Annotated in this window: 18 protein-coding genes, 2 pseudogenes and 1 riboswitch; of the genes and pseudogenes, 9 read left to right on the top strand and 11 right to left on the bottom strand. The window is 71.4% G+C overall.

Going from position 1 to position 20560, the window contains the following annotated elements:
- Positions 1 to 25: 25 nt before the first annotated feature.
- Positions 26 to 676 (bottom strand): annotated as a pseudogene (locus QA802_RS19375) (aminoglycoside phosphotransferase family protein); the annotation flags it as partial.
- Between the two features lie 76 nt (positions 677 to 752).
- On the opposite strand from QA802_RS19375, the pseudogene QA802_RS19370 reads away from it, so the two are divergent.
- Positions 753 to 1331 (top strand): annotated as a pseudogene (locus tag QA802_RS19370) (rhomboid-like protein); the annotation flags it as partial.
- A gap of 31 nt (positions 1332 to 1362) precedes the next feature.
- Here QA802_RS19370 and QA802_RS19365 read toward each other — a convergent pair.
- The gene (locus QA802_RS19365; RefSeq protein WP_334524274.1) at positions 1363 to 2334 is read right to left on the bottom strand and encodes a zinc-binding dehydrogenase; all 972 of its coding nucleotides are present in this window, start codon (positions 2332 to 2334) and stop codon (positions 1363 to 1365) included.
- Between the two features lie 155 nt (positions 2335 to 2489).
- On the opposite strand from QA802_RS19365, the gene QA802_RS19360 reads away from it, so the two are divergent.
- Positions 2490 to 3200 (top strand): pentapeptide repeat-containing protein, encoded by a 711-nt coding sequence (locus tag QA802_RS19360; protein WP_334534753.1) that lies wholly within the window; start codon positions 2490 to 2492, stop codon positions 3198 to 3200.
- 6 nt (positions 3201 to 3206) lie between these two features.
- Here QA802_RS19360 and QA802_RS19355 read toward each other — a convergent pair whose 3' ends face one another.
- Positions 3207 to 3707: a hypothetical protein gene (locus QA802_RS19355; RefSeq protein WP_334534751.1), complete on the bottom strand. Its 501-nt coding sequence runs from the start codon at positions 3705 to 3707 to the stop codon at positions 3207 to 3209.
- A gap of 58 nt (positions 3708 to 3765) precedes the next feature.
- Here QA802_RS19355 and QA802_RS19350 point away from each other — a divergent pair, with 58 nt between their 5' ends.
- Complete coding sequence (locus tag QA802_RS19350) at positions 3766 to 5190, top strand: M1 family metallopeptidase (protein ID WP_334524271.1); 1425 nt, start codon at positions 3766 to 3768, stop codon at positions 5188 to 5190.
- A gap of 8 nt (positions 5191 to 5198) precedes the next feature.
- Here the strand turns inward: QA802_RS19350 and QA802_RS19345 are convergent, their stop codons facing one another.
- The gene (locus tag QA802_RS19345; protein ID WP_334524268.1) at positions 5199 to 6158 is read right to left on the bottom strand and encodes a bifunctional GNAT family N-acetyltransferase/NUDIX hydrolase; all 960 of its coding nucleotides are present in this window, start codon (positions 6156 to 6158) and stop codon (positions 5199 to 5201) included.
- A gap of 353 nt (positions 6159 to 6511) precedes the next feature.
- Positions 6512 to 7087 carry a TerD family protein gene (locus tag QA802_RS19340; protein WP_334524265.1) on the bottom strand — a complete coding sequence of 192 codons (576 nt, stop codon included), beginning with the start codon at positions 7085 to 7087 and terminating at the stop codon, positions 6512 to 6514.
- Positions 7088 to 7263: 176 nt separating this feature from the next.
- On the opposite strand from QA802_RS19340, the gene arfB reads away from it, so the two are divergent.
- Positions 7264 to 7701 carry an alternative ribosome rescue aminoacyl-tRNA hydrolase ArfB gene (gene arfB, locus QA802_RS19335; RefSeq protein WP_319170464.1) on the top strand — a complete coding sequence of 146 codons (438 nt, stop codon included), beginning with the start codon at positions 7264 to 7266 and terminating at the stop codon, positions 7699 to 7701.
- Between the two features lie 19 nt (positions 7702 to 7720).
- Here arfB and QA802_RS19330 read toward each other — a convergent pair whose 3' ends face one another.
- Entirely contained in the window at positions 7721 to 8305 is a 585-nt protein-coding gene (locus QA802_RS19330; RefSeq protein ID WP_334524260.1) for a GNAT family N-acetyltransferase, read from the bottom strand.
- Positions 8306 to 8424: 119 nt separating this feature from the next.
- The gene (locus tag QA802_RS19325) at positions 8425 to 8976 is read right to left on the bottom strand and encodes a flavin reductase family protein (protein ID WP_334534749.1); all 552 of its coding nucleotides are present in this window, start codon (positions 8974 to 8976) and stop codon (positions 8425 to 8427) included.
- A gap of 381 nt (positions 8977 to 9357) precedes the next feature.
- On the opposite strand from QA802_RS19325, the gene cdgB reads away from it, so the two are divergent.
- Together cdgB and QA802_RS19315 are read left to right on the top strand one after the other, a co-directional pair.
- Positions 9358 to 11025 (top strand): diguanylate cyclase CdgB, encoded by a 1668-nt coding sequence (gene cdgB, locus QA802_RS19320; RefSeq protein WP_334524257.1) that lies wholly within the window; start codon positions 9358 to 9360, stop codon positions 11023 to 11025.
- Between the two features lie 147 nt (positions 11026 to 11172).
- Complete coding sequence (locus QA802_RS19315; RefSeq protein ID WP_334524254.1) at positions 11173 to 12153, top strand: CBM35 domain-containing protein; 981 nt, start codon at positions 11173 to 11175, stop codon at positions 12151 to 12153.
- Between the two features lie 153 nt (positions 12154 to 12306).
- Here the strand turns inward: QA802_RS19315 and nagA are convergent, their stop codons facing one another.
- Positions 12307 to 13545: an N-acetylglucosamine-6-phosphate deacetylase gene (gene nagA / locus QA802_RS19310; protein WP_334524251.1), complete on the bottom strand. Its 1239-nt coding sequence runs from the start codon at positions 13543 to 13545 to the stop codon at positions 12307 to 12309.
- Positions 13545 to 14504 carry an ROK family protein gene (locus QA802_RS19305; protein WP_334524248.1) on the bottom strand — a complete coding sequence of 320 codons (960 nt, stop codon included), beginning with the start codon at positions 14502 to 14504 and terminating at the stop codon, positions 13545 to 13547. The genes nagA and QA802_RS19305 overlap by 1 nt, the downstream gene beginning before the upstream one ends.
- Positions 14505 to 14668: 164 nt before the next feature.
- Between QA802_RS19305 and QA802_RS19300 the strand changes: the two genes are divergently transcribed.
- The 3 genes from QA802_RS19300 to otsB are packed head-to-tail and all read left to right on the top strand — an operon-like array spanning position 14669 to position 17217.
- A complete protein-coding gene (locus QA802_RS19300) occupies positions 14669 to 15970 on the top strand; it encodes an extracellular solute-binding protein (RefSeq protein ID WP_443042144.1) in 1302 nt (433 codons plus the stop codon).
- A gap of 50 nt (positions 15971 to 16020) precedes the next feature.
- Complete coding sequence (locus QA802_RS19295) at positions 16021 to 16305, top strand: DUF3263 domain-containing protein (protein ID WP_334524245.1); 285 nt, start codon at positions 16021 to 16023, stop codon at positions 16303 to 16305.
- 45 nt (positions 16306 to 16350) lie between these two features.
- Positions 16351 to 17217: a trehalose-phosphatase gene (gene otsB / locus QA802_RS19290; RefSeq protein WP_334524242.1), complete on the top strand. Its 867-nt coding sequence runs from the start codon at positions 16351 to 16353 to the stop codon at positions 17215 to 17217.
- Between the two features lie 344 nt (positions 17218 to 17561).
- Here otsB and QA802_RS19285 read toward each other — a convergent pair whose 3' ends face one another.
- Together QA802_RS19285 and QA802_RS19280 are read right to left on the bottom strand one after the other, a co-directional pair.
- Entirely contained in the window at positions 17562 to 18977 is a 1416-nt protein-coding gene (locus QA802_RS19285) for an alpha,alpha-trehalose-phosphate synthase (UDP-forming) (RefSeq protein ID WP_334524239.1), read from the bottom strand.
- 261 nt (positions 18978 to 19238) lie between these two features.
- Positions 19239 to 20183 (bottom strand): glucosyl-3-phosphoglycerate synthase, encoded by a 945-nt coding sequence (locus tag QA802_RS19280; protein ID WP_334524236.1) that lies wholly within the window; start codon positions 20181 to 20183, stop codon positions 19239 to 19241.
- 203 nt (positions 20184 to 20386) lie between these two features.
- A riboswitch (SAM riboswitch) is annotated at positions 20387 to 20549 on the top strand.
- The last annotated feature ends 11 nt before the right edge of the window (positions 20550 to 20560 follow it).

The following is a 20560-nucleotide window of genomic DNA, read 5'->3' as shown; positions in this document are numbered from 1 at the left end:
TGCTGAGAGCCGCTGAGGCTCTGAGCAACGGTTTGGGGTCGATGGCGAGCCAGGGGGCGCGGTCGGCGGCGAGGACGTTCTCGTAGTGCAGGTCCCAGTGCAGGAGCCGGTCGCCGGGTGCGGTGATGACCTCGCGCAGGGCGGCCGCGCAGTCGGCGATCAGGCGGCGGTCGGTCGGGAGGACGTGTGCCAGGGCGCGGGGGGTCCGGTCCAGCATGGCGTGGGCGATGTCGTCCAGGCGGCGCATGTCCTTCGGTGCGGGGAGGGCTGTCAGGTGGGTGAGCAGGGCGGCGATGACGTGGACGGCTTCGTGGACGTCGTCCAGGTGGGACAGCATGCGGGTCGGGTCGAGACGCTCGAGGAGCATGGTGCCCGTGGGGTCGTCGTGCCGGAGGAGGCGCACGGCGTGGTCGCCGTTCCAGAGGCGCAGGGCGACGGGTTCGCCGGCGCTCTCGTCGTCGAGGAGCTGGAGTTTGAGGACGGCTCTGGTGTCGTCGGCGGTGGTGACGGGCAGGACGAGGGCGCTGACGCCGTGCATGGAGGGGCCGTCGACCTGTAGTTCCCAGTGGTCGAGGAAGCTCTGGGCGAGGTCCGGGAGGGCGGTGATGAAGGCGTGGCCGGCCGGGCCGTTGTACTTGACCTGTTCTGCGGCGAGTGCGGCCGGAATGTCGATCACGTGGGGGACGATACTGGGCCGGGTGAGACGGCTCAGGGGGCGCAGCAACGGTTTTCCGGGGTCGGGCGGGCAGGCGGTGTGGGCGTATGTCCGCGGTGCGCCCGGTACGTATGTGTGGCTGGCGGTTCTGTTCGTGACCACGGTGGCGCTGCACCGTATGTCTCCGGAGTTCGAGCAGGAGTTTCTGCGGCAGCGGTCGACGAACATTCATGAGTTGTCGCGGCATCCGGTGCGGGTGCTGGTGGCGAGTGCGATGTGGATCGACGGTGGGTACTGGGTGCCGTACGCGGTGCTGTACACGGTGTTTCATGCCCGGGTGGAGCGCTGGTTGGGGACGGCGCGGTGGTTGGCGGTGTGTGTGGCGGCGCATGTGCTGGCGACGTTGGTGAGTGAGGGTGCGTTGGCGGTGGCGATCCGGGACGGGCTTGCTCCGCGGTCGTCGGTGGAGACGCTGGATGTGGGGGTGAGTTATGCGTTGTCGGGTGTGGTGGCGGTGCTTTTCTATGGGATTCGTTCGCCTTGGCGGTATGGGTATCTCGTGGGTGTTCTCGTTTTCTATGGTGTTCCGCTGGTGGAGGGGTCGACGTTCACGGATTTCGGGCATTTTGTGTCTGTGTTGATCGGGTTGGGGTGTTTTCCGTTGGTCAGGGGGCGGGAGGGGGTGGTGGGGGGTGGGGTGTTGTCGGTTATGGGGTCAGGACGACTTTTCCGGTGGTTCTGCGGGTTTCGAGGGCGTGGTGGGCTGTGGCGGCCTGGGCGAGGGGGAAGGTCTGGACGGCGGGGGTGAGGCGGCCTGTGGCGGCTTCGGTGAGGGCGCGTTGTTCGAGGGCGCGGAGGCCGCCGGCTTTTTCGAGCATGGCGGGTCCGAGGACCGAGTGGGAGACGCCGTCGACGAAGTGGCCTTTGCCGTCGCGGATGCCTTCGGCGGACCAGCCGAAGACGAGGTGTTGTCCGTCGGGGGCGAGGAGTGCCACGGCTTCGCGGGCGGCGTCTCCGGCCACTCCGTCGAAGACGACGGTGACGGGGTGGGCGCCGAGGCGGGTGCGGATCTTGGCGGGCCAGGTGGTGTCGGTGTAGTCGATGGCGAGGTCGGCGCCGGCGGCTTCGACGAGTGCTGTTTTGTGTGGTCCGCCGGCGAGGCCGATGACGGTTGCGCCGGTGTTGCGGGCGTGTTGGACGAGGAGGGTGCCGATGCCGCCGGCGGCTGCGGTGACCAGGGCGACGGAGTGGGGGCCGAGGTCGGCGAACTGGGCGATTCCCAGAGCGGTGCGGCCGGTGCCGATCATGGCGACGGCTTGTGCGGCGTTCAGGCCGGCGGGGATTTCGTGCAGGCGTTCGGTGTCGGTGACGGCGAGTTCGGCGTAGCCGCCGGGGGCGAAGCCGAGGTGGGCGACGACGCGTCTGCCGAGCCAGGTGTCGGGGGTTTCCTCGCCGAGGGCGTCGACGATGCCGGCGACTTCGCGGCCGGGGATGGTGGGCAGGGTGGCGGGGAGTGGGGCGGGCCCGGGGTAGCCCTCGCGCAGGGCGGTGTCGAGGAGGTGGACGCCGGCGGCCTGGACGGCGATGCGGACCTGGCCGGGGCCGGGTACGGGGTCGTCCACTTCCTCGTAGTGGAGGTTGTCGGCGGGGCCGAAGGCGTGGAGGCGGATGGCGTGCATGCGGGGTCCTTTCGGTGGGGTGAGGGGGCGGGCTGCGTGGGGCGGCTCCAGCCTTCAACCTCAAGTTCGGTTGAGGTCAAGGGGTGAGGGTGGGTGAGGGGATGAGGGGGATGGGGATGGGGGTGGCTGTCAGTGGTGGGGTGCAGCATGGGGGGATGGCGAGGACAGGCGCAGGTACGGGTACGGGTGCGGGTCGGGGCGGGGGTGCGCGTTCGGGGGTGAAGGGGGCGCGGCGGCCGGAGGTGCGGTTGTCGGGGCTCGAGTTGTTCGCGGAGGGGGAGCTGGAGCCGGACGGGGACTATGACGGTGTGGAGTTCCGTGAGCTGGATCTGGCGGGGCAGGACGGCGGGGGCGCACGGTTCATGGACTGTGCGGTGACGGGCTGTGGGGTGGACGGGACGCGGCTGCGCAAGGCTCGGGTCCTTGACTGCGTGCTCACCGGTCTGCGGGGTGTCGGCACGGATCTGGCGGAGGCGACGCTGCGTGATGTCGAGGTGGTGGACGCGCGTCTGGGGGGTGCGCAGATGTACGGCGCGGTGTGGGAGCGGGTGGTGGTGCGCGGCGGCAAGATCGATTATCTGAATCTGCGGCAGGCGCGGTTGCGGGATGTCGTTTTCGAGGGGTGTGTTCTGGTCGAGCCGGACTTCGGGGGTGCGCGTCTGGAGCGTGTCGAGTTCGTCGACTGTGCGGTGAAGTCCGTCGATTTCACGGGGGTGACGTTGTCCGATGTGGATCTGCGGGGTGCGGTGGAGCTGGGTATCGCGGGGGGTGTGGGGCGGTTGTCGGGTGCGGTGATCAGTGCGGCTCAGTTGTTGGATCTGGCTCCGGTGCTGGCGGTGGAGCTGGGGATCAGGGTGGAGGGCTGAGCCGGGTCATTTCAGGCGCGGGAAGCGTGCCTGGAGTGTCCAGATCGCCGGGTTCTCGCCGAGGTCGTCGTGCAGGTCGGTCAGGTCGGCGAGCAGGTCGTGGAGGAAGTCGCGGGCTTCGCGGCGGAGTTCGGCGTGCGAGAAGGTGAGGGGGGGTTCCTCGGCCGGCATCCAGTCGGCCTCGACGTCCACCCAGCCGAAGCGGCGTTCGAAGAGCATGCGGTCGGTGGATTCGGTGAAGTCCAGCTCGGCGTACTGCGGGCGGGAGGCGCGGGAGCCCGCGGGGTCCTGGTCGATCTGTTCGACGATGTCGCACAGTGCCCATGCGAAGTCCAGTACCGGTACCCATCCCCAGGCTGTGGACAGTTCGCGGTCCGCTTTGGTGTCGGCGAGGTAGACGTCCCCGCAGAACAGGTCGTGGCGCAGGGCGTGGACGTCCGCGCGTCGGTAGTCCGTCTGCGGCGGGTCCGGGAAGCGGTTGGAGAGGGCGTAGCCGATGTCGAGCACGTAGGCGATGGTGTCATGACCCGGTGTTCGTGCCGGTGGTCCGTTTAGGATCGCTGGCATGTCCAGTTCCGCGCGTTGTGTCCCGGTGGTGGCCGCGTTATCGGCCTGTGTCCTCGCCTTGGCGGCTTGCGACGGCGGTGCGGGGTCGGGGGGCGGCTCGGGTGGTGCTTCCGGTGGTGCTTCGGGTGTGGGTGATCCGTATTTCCCGGAGGCGGGCAACGGTGGTTATGACGTCTCGCATTACGGTCTCACGCTGTCCTATGACCCGGATGGTGGGCGTCTGACGGGTTCTGCTGTTGTCACGGCCCGTGCGACTGCGGATCTTTCCGCTTTCCGGCTGGATTTCGTGGGCATGGAGGTGGCGGGGGTGACCGTCGAGGGTTCGGCGGCCGAGTTCCGGCGGGACGGCCAGGAGCTGACCGTGCGGCCGTCGGATTCGCTGGCCGAGGGTGAGACCTTCGAGGTGGCGGTCCGCTATTCGGGCAGTCCGCGTACGGTCACCGATCCGGACGGCTCGAAGGAGGGCTGGCTGCGTACCGGGGACGGGGCTCTCGCCCTGGGTGAGCCGGTCGGCTCGATGGCCTGGTTCCCGGGCAATCATCACCCGTCGGACAAGGCGTCCTACGATGTCGCCGTGACCGTCCCGGAGGGGCTGACGGCCGTCTCCAACGGGGAGTTGCGGAGCCGGAAGGCGGCGGGGGGCGGTCGTACGACGTTTTTCTGGCGGACCGCCGAGCCGATGGCGAGCTATCTGGCGACGGTCGCCGTCGGCGAGTTCACGGTGACCGGTTCCACGACCAGGGACGGTCTGCCGGTGTATGTCGCGGTCGATCCGACGCAGGTGGTGGCGAGCCGTGCGGTGCTGGCCCGGCTGCCCGAGGTCATGGAGTGGGCGCAGGACAACTTCGGCCCGTATCCGTTCTCGTCGGCGGGGGCGATCGTCGACCGGCCTGGGGACGCCGGGTACGCCCTGGAGACCCAGAATCGTCCGGTGTATCCGGGTGCTCCCGACCTGCCGACCCTGGTGCATGAGACGGCGCACCAGTGGTTCGGCGACTCGGTGACGCCGAAGAGCTGGCGGGACATGTGGCTCAACGAGGGGTTCGCGACCTATGCGGAGTGGTTGTGGGCGGAGGACGAGGGGGGTGCCACGGCGGAGCAGACGTTCACCGGGCTTTACGAGCACGGCGTCGAGGAGTACGCGGATCTGTGGGACTTTCCGCCCGCGAAGCCGACGAGCGCCGCCCATGTCTCCGACAAGCCGGTCTATCTGCGCGGCGCGATGGTGGTGCACCGGATCCGGCAGACCGTGGGCGATGACGCCTTCTACGACATCGTGCAGGGGTGGGCGGCGGCCCACCGGCACGGGAACGCGGACACAGAGGCTTTCACGGCGTATGTCGAGGAGGCGGCGCCGGACGCGGACTTCGACGGGATCTGGTCGGACTGGCTGTACGGGGAGGGCAAGCCGGAGCTCCCGTGAGCTGCTCGTCAGGCGCGGGGGTGCGACGCTTCGTGTTCGTCGAGCAGTCGGGCGAGGTCGGACGGCCATACCGGCTCGGCGGGTGTGTGCAGTTCCGGTCGGGTCCACCAGCGCCAGCTGAGGATGCCGTCGGTGGCGTGGGCGGCGGCGAGGTCGGGGCCGGCGGGTTCGCGGTGCGGGCCCTGGGTGACGTAGATGTGCTCGCGCTGGCGGATGACGATGTCGAAGCGGGTGAAGTCGTGTTCCCAGGTGCACAGGAGGGGTCCGGGTTGCAGGTCGTTCCAGCCGGTCTCCTCGCGCAGTTCGCGCAGGGCGGCCTCGCGGGGTGACTCGCCTTCCTCGAGTCCGCCGCCGGGCAGTGCCCAGTGGGTGCCGACGTCGGGGTTGTCGTACCGGAAGAGGAGGACGGAGCCGTCGGGGTCGACGACGGCGACGCGGGCGGCGCGGCGCGATCGGGGCAGCGGTTTGCGCAGTACTGCGCAGGGGCGTCCGTGTTGCAGGTCCGGGCGGTGGCCGATGGTCTCGTAGCCGAGGGCGGTCCAGAAGGCGAGGCCGTCGGGGTTGACGTCGAGCACGGCGAGCCGGAGGCCGGTGCGGCCGTCCGCCCGGAACCGCTCCTCGATCTGCTCGGCGATGCGGCGGCCGTGGCCCTGCCCGTGCTCGGCCGCGTCGACCATCAGCAGTCCGATCCAGGGGTCCGGGTCGGCGGGGTCGGGGTGCCGGGCCAGGGTGATGACGACGCCGATCAGCTTTCCTTCGCTGCGGGCCAGCAGTACCTCGACCCCTTCGGTCGCCGCCTGTTCCGCGAGCGCCGCCGCCAACTGCTCCGGCCGGATGTCGTGCGGGTCCGGGAAGTCGCCGCTGAGGGCGTGGAATTCGCGGTTGGAGGCGTAGAGGGCGGTCAGTTCGGTGAGGAGGGGGCCGGGGATGTCGTGGTCGGCGGCGAGGGGGAGGGCAGTCAGGATCATGGGCGGCAGGGTAGGGCCTGCCGGCTGGTCGAACCCGGGCGGGTCGGGGGCCTGTCGGCTGGTCGAACTCTGGCGGGTCGGGGCCTGCCGGTCCGGCTCTCGACGGGTCGGCTCCGGCTGGTCGGCTCTCGACGGGGTCGGCTCCGGCCGGTCGGCTCTCGCCGGGTCGGCTCCGGCCGGTCAGGCTCCGGGGGCGGCTACGGTCACCGCTCCGAACGTGCCCGTGGGGTCCGGCGACCGGTGGAGTCGCCGGTCGGACGCAGACCGCCCGCCCTCCTGACAGGAGGGCGGGCGGTCCGGTGAGGCTGCCTGGGCGCCCCGGTTGTTCGAACGCTTTGTGACGTTCGGGTGGGTCAGACGCTGACGCCGAAGTCCTGGGCGATGCCCACGAGGCCCGACGCGTAGCCCTGGCCGACCGCGCGGAACTTCCACTCCGCGCCGTTGCGGTAGAGCTCGCCGAAGACCATGGCCGTCTCGGTGGCGGCGTCTTCCGAGAGGTCGTAGCGGGCGATCTCGGCGCCGCCGGCCTGGTTGATGATGCGGATGTAGGCGTTGCGGACCTGGCCGAAGTTCTGCGAGCGGTTCTCCGCGTCGTAGATCGAGACCGGGAAGACGATCTTGTCGATGTCGGCGGGGAGGCCGGCCAGGTTGACGTTGATCGCCTCGTCGTCGCCCGCGCCCTCGCCGGTGCGGTTGTCGCCGGTGTGGACGATGGTCTGGTCCGGCGTCTGCTTGTTGTTGAAGAAGACGAAGTGGCCGTCGGAGTAGACCTTGCCCTGGAGGTTGACCGCGATCGCGGAGGCGTCGAGGTCGAAGTCCGTGCCGGTGGTGGTGCGGACGTCCCAGCCGAGGCCCACGGTGACGGCGGTCAGGCCCGGAGCCTCCTTGGTGAGCGAGACGTTGCCACCCTTGGACAGGCTTACAGCCATGGTTGGGAGTCCTTCCCTCGTTGCGTACGGCGTCGTACGGGCTTCGTACGGGCACGAAGCTACAGCTATCCCTATGAACGCAGCGAAGGGTGCTCAAGGTTCCCCGCCACTCCGCGTTTCTTTGCTTTCTTTACCTGGGGATATTCGCGTGACTCGGGCCGGTCCGGAGCGGGAACATGGTGGGCATGTCTGGTCCCTATGTCGTCCGCGGCTCGGTCTCCCTTCCCGAGGCCGAGCTCATGTGGCGTTTCTCGCGGTCTTCGGGGCCGGGCGGGCAGCACGTCAACACCAGTGACTCACAGGTGGAGCTCCGCTTCGACATCGGCCGCACCGAGGCGTTCCCCGAGGTGTGGAAGGCACGGGCGCTCGAGCGGCTGGCGGGGCGGCTCGTCGACGGCGTCGTCACCGTTCGCGCCTCCGAGCACCGTTCACAGTGGCGCAACCGTGAGACCGCCGCCGTACGTCTCGCCGCTCTGCTCGCCGAGGCCACCGCCCCGCCGCCCAAGCCGCGCCGGCCGACGCGGATCCCGCGCGGTATCAACGAGCGCCGGCTGCGGGAGAAGAAGCAGCGGTCCGACACGAAGCGGGGCAGGACCGGCCGCGACTGGTCCTGACGCGGAACCGGGCGGCGCTTCAGGCCCGCCCCAGGGGCAGGACGCCGACCGTCTCGCCGTCGCTCTTCTCGCCGTTCTTGCAAAAGCCCAGCCGCAGATAGAAGTCCTCCGGCCCGTTCTCGCCCTCGTGCCAGGTCACGTACATCTCCTGGGCGCCGCGGCGGCGCAGTTCCGCGGCGACCGACTCGACGGCGAACCGGCCGTAGCCGCGGCCCTGTTCGCCGGCGGCGATGTTCAGCCGCCACAGGCCGGAGCGGAGCAGTGGGGCGTCGCCGGTCCCGCCGGTCCAGTCGATGTCGAGGAAGGCCATCAGGAAGCCGACGGGGCGGTCGCCGTCGATGATCAGGCGGGGCCAGGCGGTGCCCGGTGGATGGACGTAGGCCTCGGCGAGGGACTTCATGACCGGGGAGACCGCGAACTCCTGGTCGGGGCGGACGCGGATGCCGGTCGCGGCCTCGAAGTTGTCCGGTGTGATCTCAGCAAGGCGCGGTCCGGATGCCGTTGCGTCGGCCCTGCCGGTTTTGTCGGCCCTGCCCGTGTCCTCTGTCCTGGCCGTGTCCTCGGTCCTGGCCGTTCCGTCTGTCCGGGCTGTCGCGTGGGTCATGCGAGCACCCTAGGCACACCGGACACAGGGCGGCCACGGCGTTTCCGCGGGGCGTCGGCGGGGTCGGTCGCGGGGCGGCCACGGTGTTTCGGGGTGGCTCCGGTGCTCGTTCGTCGGCGTCAGTCCAGCTGGCGGTAGCGGCCTCGGAAGTAGACGAGTGGGCCGCCGTCCGCGCTCGGGGTCGCGGCGGTCAGGACGCGGCCGATCACCAGGGTGTGGTCGCCCGCCGGGACGCGTTGCTCGGTGCGGCATTCCAGGGTGGCCAGCGCGCCGCCGACCAGGGGGGCGCCGGTGGCCTCGCCGCGCGTGTACGGGATGTCCTCGAAGAGCAGGCGGTCGCTGATGCGGCCCTTCATGGCGAAGCGGCCGGCGATGTGCCGCTGGCTCTCGGAGAGCACCGACACCGCCCAGCGGGGCTGTTCGTCGAGGAGGTCGTCCATCCGGGAGCCGTTGCGCAGGCTGACCATGACCAGGGGCGGGTCGAGGGAGACGGACACGAAGGCGGTGGCGGTCATGCCGACGTCCTCGCCGTCCGGCGCCCGGGGGTCGTCCGGGTCCAGGGACGGCTCCCGGGCGGTCACCAGGACCACGCCGTCGGCGAGCCGGGACATGGCGGCGCGGAACTCGTCGTTGCTCACCCCCTCAGCATGCCCGGAGGGGGTCTTCGGCATCTTCGGCACGGTGTCGATCACGTCGGTGGGCACGCTCGGAACGCTAGTGTCCGTGCGATGCGCGCCGCATCGGACCTCCGCCCGAGTAGGGTCGTAGGACCGTGGACCCATGACCGCGTTCCGTGCGCCTGCGGCTGCTGTCCGTATTCAGGAAACGCACAGGAAAACCGCGGAAACTCCACTCAAATGTTCACGTTCATCTGTGACTTGAGTCACAAGGGGGACTAATTGTTGACCCTGTGTACCGAGTGAGCAGCGCGCTGTGATTCAGTGGCGGAGGCGTCACAACCAGACACACACCGACAACGAAGCACCAGAAACGACGTTGCGCCGAAGACAACCCTTGATTCGCTGCGAAGTCTCGGGGGGAGGGCGAAACACATGGAGACCGAGTCGGAGCCATACGTCCGTCTTGCGTCCCTGCGACAGCTGCACCAGGTCATGGCCGACATGAACACGGCCCGCAGCCTGGCCGACACACTGCAGACCGTCGCCGACGGCGTGGTCACGGCACTCGGGTACGAGCTGGCGTGCGTCAACCTCGTGCGCGCGGACGGTGACCTCGTGGTCGCCGCCTTCTCCGGCAACCCGGCCGCCGAGGCCCTCATCACGGGCCGGGTCGGCTCGCGCGAGTCCTGGGAGCGCCGCCTCGGCATGGGCGAGACCTGGGGCGACCTGATCTTCATACCGCACACCGAGGGCTGGGTCCTCGACGACGACGACGTCCCGCAGTGGTACACCGACGGGCCCGCGCCCCGCTTCGAGGACGAGTGGCACCCCTCGGACCGGCTCTTCGCCCCCATGTACACGCCCGCCGCCGCCGGCAGCGGAGACGCCTGCGGCGAGCTGATCGGCGTCCTGTCCGTGGACCGGCCGCGCAACGGACGGCGTCCCGGCGCGTGGGGGCGCGAAGCGCTCCAGATGTACGCCTTCCAGGCCGCCATCGCCATCAGCAACGCGCGTCTACGTGCGAACATGCAGCGGGCGCTGGTCCGGCTCGAACGCGAGCAGCAGGCCCTGCGCGCCAGTGAGGAATCCTTCCGGCAGGCCTTCGAGTACGCCCCCTCCGGCATGGCGATAGCCGAGATGGGCGGCGACCAGCACGGGCGCATACTCCGCACCAACGACGCGCTGTGCCGCCTGCTGGGCCGGCCCGCCTCCGCGATGCGCCGCTACTCCTTCTCCGACCTCGTCCACCCCGAGGACATAGGCACCCTGCTCCGCACCTCCGCGGAGGGCGGCCGCGCGGAGCTGCGCCTGGGCCGCCGGGACGGCACCTACCTCTGGGTGAGCCTGCGCAACTCCGTCGTCGCCGACGCCGCCGACGGCCCCCGCTTCCTCCTCACCCACGTCGAGGACATAGAGGAGCGCAAGCGCCGCGAGCTGCAGCTCGCCCATCGCGCCTCCCACGACTCCCTCACCGGCCTGCCGAACTCGGCCGAGCTGCGCTCACGGCTGTCCGCCCGGCTCTGTCAGCGGCCCCTGTCGACCCAGCCCGCCGCCGTCGACGCCATGGACACGGCCTACGGCCACGCCGCCTTCGACGCCAACGGCCACGGCTTCGACTACCGGCCCGGCGGCGCCGGGACCTTCGACGGTTACGACCACCATGTGCACACCGCCGCCCCCGAGGACGGACGCGACGACGGTGCCAAGGGTCTCGCGGTCCTCTTCTGCGACCTCGACGGCTTCAAGTCGATCAACGACCGGTTCGGGCACAACGCGGGCGACGCGGTCCTCATCGAGGTCGCCCGCCGGCTCTCCCGCCAGGTCCGCGACGGCGACACGGTCGCCCGGCTCGGCGGCGACGAGTTCGTGATCCTCGCCGACGGCCTCGGCCGCGCCGACGCCGCCGACCTCGCCGTACGCCTGCGCAACGAGATCATCCAGCCGATCCGCGCCGAGGGTCGGGCCGTGCGGGTGGGCGCCAGCTTCGGCATCGGCTGGGCGCATTGCGGGATGACCGCGGACGAAGTGCTGAAGTCCGCGGACGAGCGTATGTACGTAGAGAAACGATCTCGTCCCAAACAGCACAGACGTGCGGGATGAACGCCAGGTCGGCGGTCCTGCCGCCGCTCTGATGCGATCCGAGTCACCCGTTCGGGCGGTGGGGACCGGGTAGGCTCGCAGTTCTCACACGTATGGATACGCGTACGCGTGTCGCATCGGCCCCGCACTGTTGAGGAGTACGAAGGGATGACGCCCGGCAATAACGGCGCGAGCACGCCCGAGGACGACGACCCGTTCGGCTACCTCTACGCCGACGGCCAGGCCAACGGCGCGCAGCCGCCCTCCGGCGGTGGCTACGGCTACCCGAACTCGGTCAACAGAGTGCGTGCGGTCGGCGAGCGCCAGTACGGACAGCAGCAGCCGCAGCGGCAGCAGCAGACCGCGCAGTACGGACAGCCGTCCGGCCAGTACGGTCAGCCGTCCGCGGTTCCGCAGCAGGGCCCGTACGGTCAGCCGAACGCGCACTACGCCGCGCCCGAGAACTTCGCCGGCGGCGGCCCCTCGACCGGCAGGCAGCCCGTGCAGGGCGGCGGTGGCCGCGGTGGCGGTCCCAACACCAAGGGTCTGCTGATCGGCGCGGTCGCCGTGGTCGCGGCGGTCGTGATCGGCATCGCGGTGGCCATGGCCAACGGCGACAAGGGCACGGACGACGACAAGGCGGGCGGCGGGGCCTCCGCTCCGGCCTCCGCGCCGGCGAGCCCGTCGCCCAGCACGTCGAGCACCGGCGACGCGAACGAGGCCGAGCTGCCGGCGGTCGACGCGAAGGCGGTCAGCCTGACGGGCACGACCACGGCGTCCGACGTGAAGGGCGCGAAGGCGGACGGCGGGATCTACGTCACCGGCTTCAACACCGTCGGCGCCGCGATCACCTGGAACGTCAGCAGCATCCCGAAGGACGGCAAGTACACGCTGGACGTGAACTACGGCGTGCCCGGCAAGGACGCCAAGGCCACCCTCACCGTCAACGGCACGGTGCAGACCCGTCCGCTCAACCTGGGGAACTTCGCCCACGCCGCGGAGGGTGACTACGCGAAGGGGTGGACCAACACCTGGGCGAACATCACCCTCAACAAGGGCACCAACACCATCAAGATCTCCTGTGAGCAGGGCAATTCCTGCGACGTCAACTTCGACCAGCTGTCGCTCGAGGCGGGCTGGCGGAGCTAGCGGCAGGACGGGCGGTCGCCCTGGCCCGCCCCGGCCAGGCCCGGCCAGTGGCGGGTGTAGGCCCGATGAGCGAAGGCCCAAGAGACGGTGGCCGACCCGAGGAACGGGTCGGCCACCGTCGTCGTGCGGGCGTACGTGGAATGTGGCTGAGTTTCACGCCAGGTCGGGAGCCACCACCCAGGTCCCCTTGCGCATCACGCCCTTGACCTCGAAGGCGTCGTCCAGCAGGACGAGGTCGGCGTCCTTGCCGGGCTCCAGGGAGCCGATCCGGTCGTCCAGGCCCAGCAGGCGGGCCGGGTTGGCGGACAGGGCGGCGACGACGTCCTCGACGGGGAGGCGGTCGATCGTCACCGCCCGCTGGAAGGCGCGGTCCTGGGTGAGGGTGGAGCCGGCGATGGAGCCGCCCTCCACGAGACGGGCCACGCCCTCGATGACGTCGACCTCCAGCGGGCCGAGCAGATACCGGCCGTCACCGATGCCGGCGGCGTCCATCGCGTCCGTGATGAACGCGACCCGGTCCGGCCCCGCCTGACGGAACGCCAGCGCGAGTGCGGCCGGGTGCAGATGTGTGCCGTCGTTGATCAGCTCGACCGTCACCCGCTCGTCCTGAAGGAGGGCGGCGATCGGGCCGGGGGCACGGTGCCCGAGGGGCGGCATCGCGTTGAAGAGGTGGGTGGCGACGGTGGCTCCGGCCTCGACGGCCTGAACGGTCTGCTCGTAGGTGGCGTCGGTGTGGCCGACGGCCGCGATCACGCCGTGCTCGACCAGCAGCCGTACGGAGTCCAGGCCGCCCGGAAGTTCGGTCGCCAGGGTGACCATCGCGGCGTGGCCGCGCGCCGCGTCGACCAGCTTGCGCACCTCGGCCGGGTCGGGGTCGCGCAGCAGCGCCTCGGAGTGCGCGCCCTTGCGGCAGGGTGAGATGAACGGGCCCTCGAAGTGGATGCCGGCCAGGTCGCCCTGTTCGGCCAGTTCGCTCAGCAGGCCGGCCTGGCGGACGAGGACGTCCATGTCGTCGGTGACGGCGGAGGCGACGAGCGTGGTGGTGCCGTGCGCGCGGTGGGTGCGGACGGCTGTCAGCACGTCCTGTGCCGAGCCGGCGAAGGAGGCTCCGCCGCCGCCGTGGTTGTGCAGGTCGACGAAGCCGGGGACCAGCCAGTGACCGGACACGTCGAGCACGTCGACCGCGCCGGATGCCTCGGACACGCCGGACACGTCGGGGGCGTGTCGCGGGGTCCCGTGCGGGACCACGGCCGTGAGCTTCGTGCCGGTGACGGTGATGCGGCCGTCGGGGACCGTCCCCGTCGGCAGGACCGCCTTGGCGCCGGTCAGCACCTGCGGGCGGTGCGATGTGGTCGATCGCGCAGTTCCCCGCGCCCCTGGGGGGATGGCCATCAGGGTGTTACCTCCATGCCGTCGGTCGTGTCGAGGAGCTCCCGGGCCAGCAGGCCCGCGCCGAGGCATCCGGCGCTGTCGCCCAGGGCCGCCGGAACGATCTCCGGCAGCTTCTGGAAGGTCACCCGCTGTCGGACGGCGTCCCGCAGCGGTGTGAACAAGGCTTCCCCCGCCTCGGCGAGGCCGCCACCGATGACGAGCGTGTGCGGGTCCAGCAGGGTGAGGGCGGTGACCAGGCCGTCGGCGAGGGCGTCCACGGCGCGCAGCCAGACGCGGACGGCTTCCGGGTCGCCGGACGCGAAGGCCTTGGCGCAGTCCGCGGCGTCCGCCTCCGGGTCCCCGACGGCCGCCGCCCACGCCTCGCCGACCGCCGCCGCGGACGCGAACCGTTCCAGGCAGCCGTGCTGCCCGCACGGACAGGGCGCGCCGCCGGGCCGGACGACGATGTGACCGATCTCGCCCGCGAAGCCGTGCGCGCCCGCCTCCACCCGGCCGTCGACGCCGATCGCGCCCGCGATGCCGGTGCCCAGCGCCACGAACAGGAAGCGGTCCGCGCCCCGGCCGGCGCCGATCCGGCCCTCGGCGAGACCGCCGGTGCGCACGTCGTGGCCGAGGGCGACCGGGACGCCGAGGCGTTCGGCGAGCAGGGCGCGCAGCGGGACGTCCCGCCAGCCCAGGTTGGCCGCGTAGACGGCGACGCCGGCGGCCTCGTCGACGATGCCGGGCACGGCGACGCCGGCCGCGGCGGCGGGCTCGCCGAACTGCCGGGCGCCGTGCGCGCGCAGGTCGGCGGCGAACCCGAGGATGCCGGCGACCACGGCGTCGGGGCCGCGCTCGCGGCCGGTGGCGCGGCGCGCCCGGTGCAGCAGTGCGCCTCCCCCAGAGGGGGGACCCCCAGCGCCGATCAGGGCGGCCTTCATCACGGTGCCGCCCACGTCGAGGGCGATGACATGTCTCACGGGGACAGTGTGGACCGCGTACCCGCGAGAGGTCTAGTCCACTCTGGTTTGTGGGGGTAGCGTGCCGGACCGGAGCCCCGGAGAGGTCTAGGCCAGAGCGGGTGGTGTAGACCTTGATCCGGATATCGGTCCATTGGTATGAGCAATCAGTTGGGAGCAGTGCGGTGCAGCGGCGGGCACGGAAGTCAGCAACGATCACGGCGACGGCGACGGCGGTGGCGGCGGGGGTGTCCGCCCTCGGCCTGGCCGCGGTCCTCACCGGCTGCGGACTGACCTCGGGTTCCGGCGACGTCACCCTCAGACTCGTCGCCGCCGACTACGGCGACAGCGGCGCCAACAGCTCGAAGAAGTACTGGGACGGGCTCGTCGCCGCGTACGAGAAGGACCACCCGGGCGTCACCGTCGACGTCAGCGTGTACTCCTGGAACGACGTCGACGCGAAGGTCAAGGCCATGGTCGACGCGGGCGACGCCCCCGACATGGCCCAGATCGGCGCCTACGCCGACTACGCGGCCGACGACCTGCTGTACAAGGCGAGCGACGTGCTCTCCATCCCCGTCGAGGCCGACTTCGTGCCCCAGCTGGCGCGGGCGGGCCAGGTGCGCGGCGTGCAGTACGGCATGCCGTTCGCCTCCTCCACCCGGCTGCTGTTCTACAACAAGACCCTCTTCGCCGAGGCCGGCATCAGCGCGCCCACCACCTGGGCCGAGCTCGCGAAGGACGCGCGGGCGCTCAAGAAGGACGGCGTGAAGTACCCCTACGCGCTGCCGCTGGGCCCCGAGGAGGCGCAGGCCGAGACCCTGCAGTGGCTGCTCAGCGGCCGGGGCGGCTACAACCAGACGGTCAGCAGCTACAGCTTCGACTCCGCCGAGAACGTCGAGACCCTCGACTGGCTGAAGACCGACCTGGTCGGCAAGGGCCTGACCGGGCCGGTCGCGCCGGGCAAGCTGAACCGGGCCGCCGCGTTCGCGGCCTTCGCCGCCGGCGACGTGGGCATGCTCAACGGACATCCCTCGCTGATGAAGACGGCCGCCGCCAAGGGCGTCGAGTTCGGCATGGTGCCGATGCCCGGCCTGGACGGCCCCAGCAAGACCTCCCTGGGCGTCGCCGACTGGATGACCGCCTTCAAGAGGGGCGGGCACGGCGACGAGGTCGGCGACTTCCTCGACTTCGTCTACAGCAAGGAGAACGTGCTGGACTTCTCCCACGAGTACGACCTGCTGCCGGTCACCACCTCAGCGTCCCTGGTCATGGACGCGACCAAGGAGGACGCCGACCTCAAGCCGTTCCTCGCGCAGCTCCCGCTGTCCGAGAGCTACCCCGTCGGGCGGACCTCGTGGGCCAAGGTCAGCGCGCAGATCAAGAAGCGGATCGGCCAGGCCGTGACCGCGAACGGCAGCCCCGCCGACGTGCTCGGCGGCCTGCAGACGACCGCGACGACGCTGGAGAGCGCCGCCGGCGAATGAGCCGGATGTCAGCGGCGGGCGCTACCGTGCGGGCAGGGAGGTGGACAGCCATGGAGGCGGACAGGCACGGAAGCGGGCATGGCGGCGGGCCTCGCGGCGGAGACGGAAGCGACGGGCTGGGGGCGCGGGAGCTCGGCATCCTCGCCCTCGAACGGCGCGGGTTCCCCGGCCCCGGCGCGAAGGAGCGGGCGATACGCGAGAAGCTGGACCTGTCGCCGGTGCGCTACTACCAGCTCCTCAACGCCCTCCTCGACGACGCCCGCGCGCTCGCCCACGACCCGGTCACGGTGAACAGACTGCGCAGGGTACGAGAAGCGAGACGGACCGAACGCTGACCGGGCGGGACGTCAGCGGTGGCGCTCGCTGGATATCGTCCCTGTATGGGCACCCCTGAGACGCACTCCACGGCACCCGGCCCCCTTCCCGTTCCGGTCACCCCGGCGGGCCGCGCGGCGCTCGACGCGATCGTCGGCCGCCCGTCGGCCGCCCTCGTCGCCCTCGACTTCGACGGCACCCTCGCCCCGATCGTCGAGAACCCCGAGGACGCCCGGGCGCACCCCGACGCCGTCCCCGCGCTCGCCGCGCTCGCCTCGAAGGTCGCCGGCGTGGCCGTCGTCACCGGGCGGCCCGCCGAGGTCGCCGTACGCCACGGCGGATTCGCCGGGGTCGAGGGGCTGGGCCGGCTCACCGTGCTCGGCCACTACGGCGCCGAGCGCTGGGACGCCGGCACCGGCGCCCTCAGCGCCCCCGAACCGCACCCCGGTGTGGCCGCCGTTCGGGCAGGGCTCCCGCAGGTCCTCGCGGCCGCCGGGGACCGGCCCGGCATCTGGATCGAGGAGAAGGGCGGCCGGGCCGTCGCCGTGCACACCCGCCGCGCCGACGACCCCCAGGCCGCCTTCGACGACCTGCGCGGCCCCCTCACCGACCTCGCGACACGGCACGGCCTGATCGTCGAACCCGGCCGCATGGTCCTGGAGCTGCGGCCGCCGGGCATGGACAAGGGCGTGGCCCTGCTGGACCACGTCCGTGAGACGGGCGCCCGGTCCGTGCTCTACGCCGGCGACGACCTCGGCGACCTCCCCGCCTTCGCCGCCGTCGAGAAACTGCGCGCCGACGGCGTCCCCGGCCTGCTGGTGTGCAGCGGCAGCGCGGAGGTCGGCGAACTGGCCGAGCGCGCGGACCTCGTCGTCGACGGTCCCGCCGGCGTCGTACGCCTGCTGCGCCAACTGGCGACCCGGCTCACCTGAGCCACGCCCGACAGCCCGGCCGCCGCTCGGCTGCCCGGCCCGGCCGCCGCTCGGCCGCCCGGCCCGGCCGCCACTCGGCTGCTCGGCTCGGCTGTCGCTCGGGCGCTCAGCTGGGCCGCCGCTCGGCCCGGTGGCCGGGCTGCCGTACGACCCGGCAGCCGCTGGGTCCGGCCGTCGCTCGGGCTGCCCGGCCCGGCTGTCGCTCGGGCGCTCAGCTGGGCCGCCGCTCGGCCCGGTGGCCGGGCTGCCGTACGACCCGGCAGCCGCTGGGTCCGGCCGCCGCTCGGCTCGGCCGTCAGCCGGCCGCCGGTCAGTCGGGTTGCCGGTCAGCTCGGCCCGGTTGCTCAGCCCGGCTGGACCGCGCGCAGGGCGGTCAGCTGGTCGAGGAACCAGCGGGCCGGGGGCAGCGCGGTCGCCGCGGCGGACAGCCGCTTCGTGCGCTCGGCCCGCTCCTCCGGCGCCATGGACAGCGCCTCGTGCAGGGCGCGGGCGGTCTCCAGGACGTCGTACGGGTTCACCGTGATCGCGTCCTCGCGCAGCTCCCAGTACGCGCCCGCCTCCCGGGACAGCACCAGCGCGCAGCCCTCGTCGGAGACGACCGGAACCTCCTTGGCGACCAGGTTCATGCCGTCGCGGATCGGGTTGACCAGCGCGACGTCCGCGAGGCGGTAGGCGGCCAGCGAACGGGCGAAGTCGTCCTTGAGGTTCAGCACCACCGGCGTCCAGCCGGGCGTGCCGTAACCGGCGTTGATCTCGTCGGTCAGGTGCCGCACCTCGGCCATGTAGTCCCGGTAGACGGCGAGGTCCTGGCGGGAGGGGTAGGCGAAGGCCACGTGGACGACCCGTTCGCGCCACTCCGGGTGGTCGTCGAGCAGCTGCCGGTAGGCCAGGAGGCCGCGCACGATGTTCTTGGACAGCTCGGTGCGGTCGACGCGGACGATCGCCTTGCGCCCCGCGCCGATCTCCTCGCGCAGCGCCACGATGCGCTCCTCGACGTCCGGGCGGTGCGAGCGCTCGCGCAGGAAGTCGGCGTCCGCGCCGAGCCCGTGCACCCCGATCTCGGTGCCGCCCGGACCGCCGGCGGACTGCTCGCAGCACGCGGTGAAGGCGTCCGCCCAGCGCCGGGTGAGGAAGCCCAGCCGGTCCGCGCCGAGCATGCCCCGCAGCAGCTGCTCACGGATGTCCAGCGGCAGCAGCGCGAAGTAGTCCGGGGGCGCCCACGGCGTGTGCGAGAAGTGGCCGATGCGCAGGTCCGGACGCAGCTCGCGCAGCATCCCCGGCACCAGGCACAGGTGGTAGTCCTGGACCAGGACCGCCGCGCCGTCGGCCGCCTCCTCGGCGAGCGCCTCGGCGAAGGCCCGGTTGTACGTCTCGTACGCGGCCCACTGGCGGCGGAACTCCGCGTCGAAGACCGGCTCCAGCGGGGTCTGGTACAGCATGTGGTGGACGAACCAGAGCACCGAGTTGGCGATGCCGTTGTACGCGTCGGCGTGCACGTCGGCCGGGACGGGCAGCATGCGCACGCCCTCCTTGCCGACCCCGCGCCGGACCGCCTCGCGGTCGCCGTCGGAGAGCGCCGAGCACACCCAGAGCGCGCCCGCGTCGGGGCCGATGGCCGACAGGCCGGAGACCAGTCCGCCGCCGCCGCGTTTGGCGTGCAGCGAGCCGTCCTCGCGCATCTCGTAGGAGACCGGACCGCGGTTGGACGCGACCAGGACCTGAGCAGCACTCCGAGCGACAGTGTCGTGCGTGGTAGCCATATGCCTCACTTGCTTCCCTTGCCCGTGCTATTTCTCCCTTTGTCCCATAAGGGATTGGTTCGGGCTGGACCGCAATCCTCGGATTGGAAGCCCCTTCCTTCGGGCAGGGAGCGGAGTCACAAGCCTCAACCTAGCCCGTCGTTGATGTGCTCAAACGTACGAGGCGACGGTATACGAGGTGCTCCGGCGTCACGGGCCCGTGCGGCGTGGCGCACACGTTGACGCCGCGCGGCAGAAGTTGTCGCCGCGCGGCGAACGTGCTCAGGCCGCCCTGCGGTGGGCGTACTCCGCGATGTCCGTCATGGGCGGGCGTTCCTCCGTGTCCACGGAGTGGGTGTGCGGCTCGAAGCCGTCGGGGCCGCGTTCGAACTGGGTGAGGGCGGGGCGGCCGAGGTGGCCGCGCGCGAGCCGCAGCTGGGCGGTGCGGTAGATCGCCGCCGCCATCCGGCCGAGGGCCTGGCCGTCCTGGTGGCGGTGCTTGCGCACGCCGACGTCGACCTGGGCGAGGGCGTCGAGGCCCACCAGGTGCAGGGCGTCGACCAGCATGCCCAGCTCCACGCCGTACCCGACGGGGAAGGGCAGCTGTTCCAGCAGGCTCCGGCGGGCCGCGTACTCGCCGCCGAGCGGCTGCACGAACCCGGCGAGCTGCGGCCAGTGCATGTTGAGCAGGGGGCGGGCCATCAGCTCGGTGACCCGCCCGCCCTGACCGGCCGCGCCGCCCAGCGGGCGGTCGTACATGGCCTTGACCAGGTCCACGTCCGGGTCGGTGAGCAGCGGGCCGACGATCCCCGAGACGAAGTCGGAGGAGAACTCCCGCAGGTCGGCGTCGATGAAGCAGACCACGTCCCCGCGCGTGACCAGCAGCGAACGCCACAGCACCTCGCCCTTGCCGGGCACGGCCGGTATGCGGGGGAGTATCTCGTCGCGGTGTACGACACGCGCGCCCGCCGCCGCGGCCACCTCGGAGGTGCGGTCCGTCGATCCGGAGTCGACGACGACGATCTCGTCGACGAGCGGGACCTGCCGCATGAGGTCGTGACGGATCACGGCGACGATGTCGCCGACCGTCGCCTCCTCGTTGAGCGCGGGCAGCACGACGCTCACCGACTGGCCCGTGCGCTGCTTCGCGGCGAGAACGCGGTGCAGCGGGCGGTCCGTCAGGGACCAGGTGCGGGTGCTCAGCCAGCGCTCGACTTCTTCCAGCACGTCGGCGGCTCCTCTGTGTTCTCTCGGCGTCTCTCGGCGTCTCGCGTCTCGCGGCATTCTCTCGGCGCGTACGGTCCTGCGTGATCCGTCTCGCGGTTCGGACGACTATCTCAACTGTCCTGGCCTTCGGTTACAGTCTTGGACAACGCCGGTGACCATCGCATGTCAGGGTGATCGGCGCGCACAGATCAACAACCGAATACCGCTCATCCAGAGGGGCAGAGGGACACGGCCCGATGAAGCCCCGGCAACCCTCCAGTCGGTTCTCGTAGATCAGCGATCAGTGTTGATCGTTCAGCGAGGCTCCCGGCTCGGGAAGGTGCCAAATCCGTCTCACGGCGAAGTGCGTCGTGAGGAAGATGAGGAGAAAGGGCCTC

The sequence above is a fragment of the Streptomyces sp. B21-105 genome, from assembly GCF_036898465.1.
Lineage (GTDB): Bacteria > Actinomycetota > Actinomycetes > Streptomycetales > Streptomycetaceae > Streptomyces.
The sequence above is the reverse complement of the archived record's forward strand: the minus strand, read 5'-3'. Positions and strand labels throughout refer to the sequence as shown.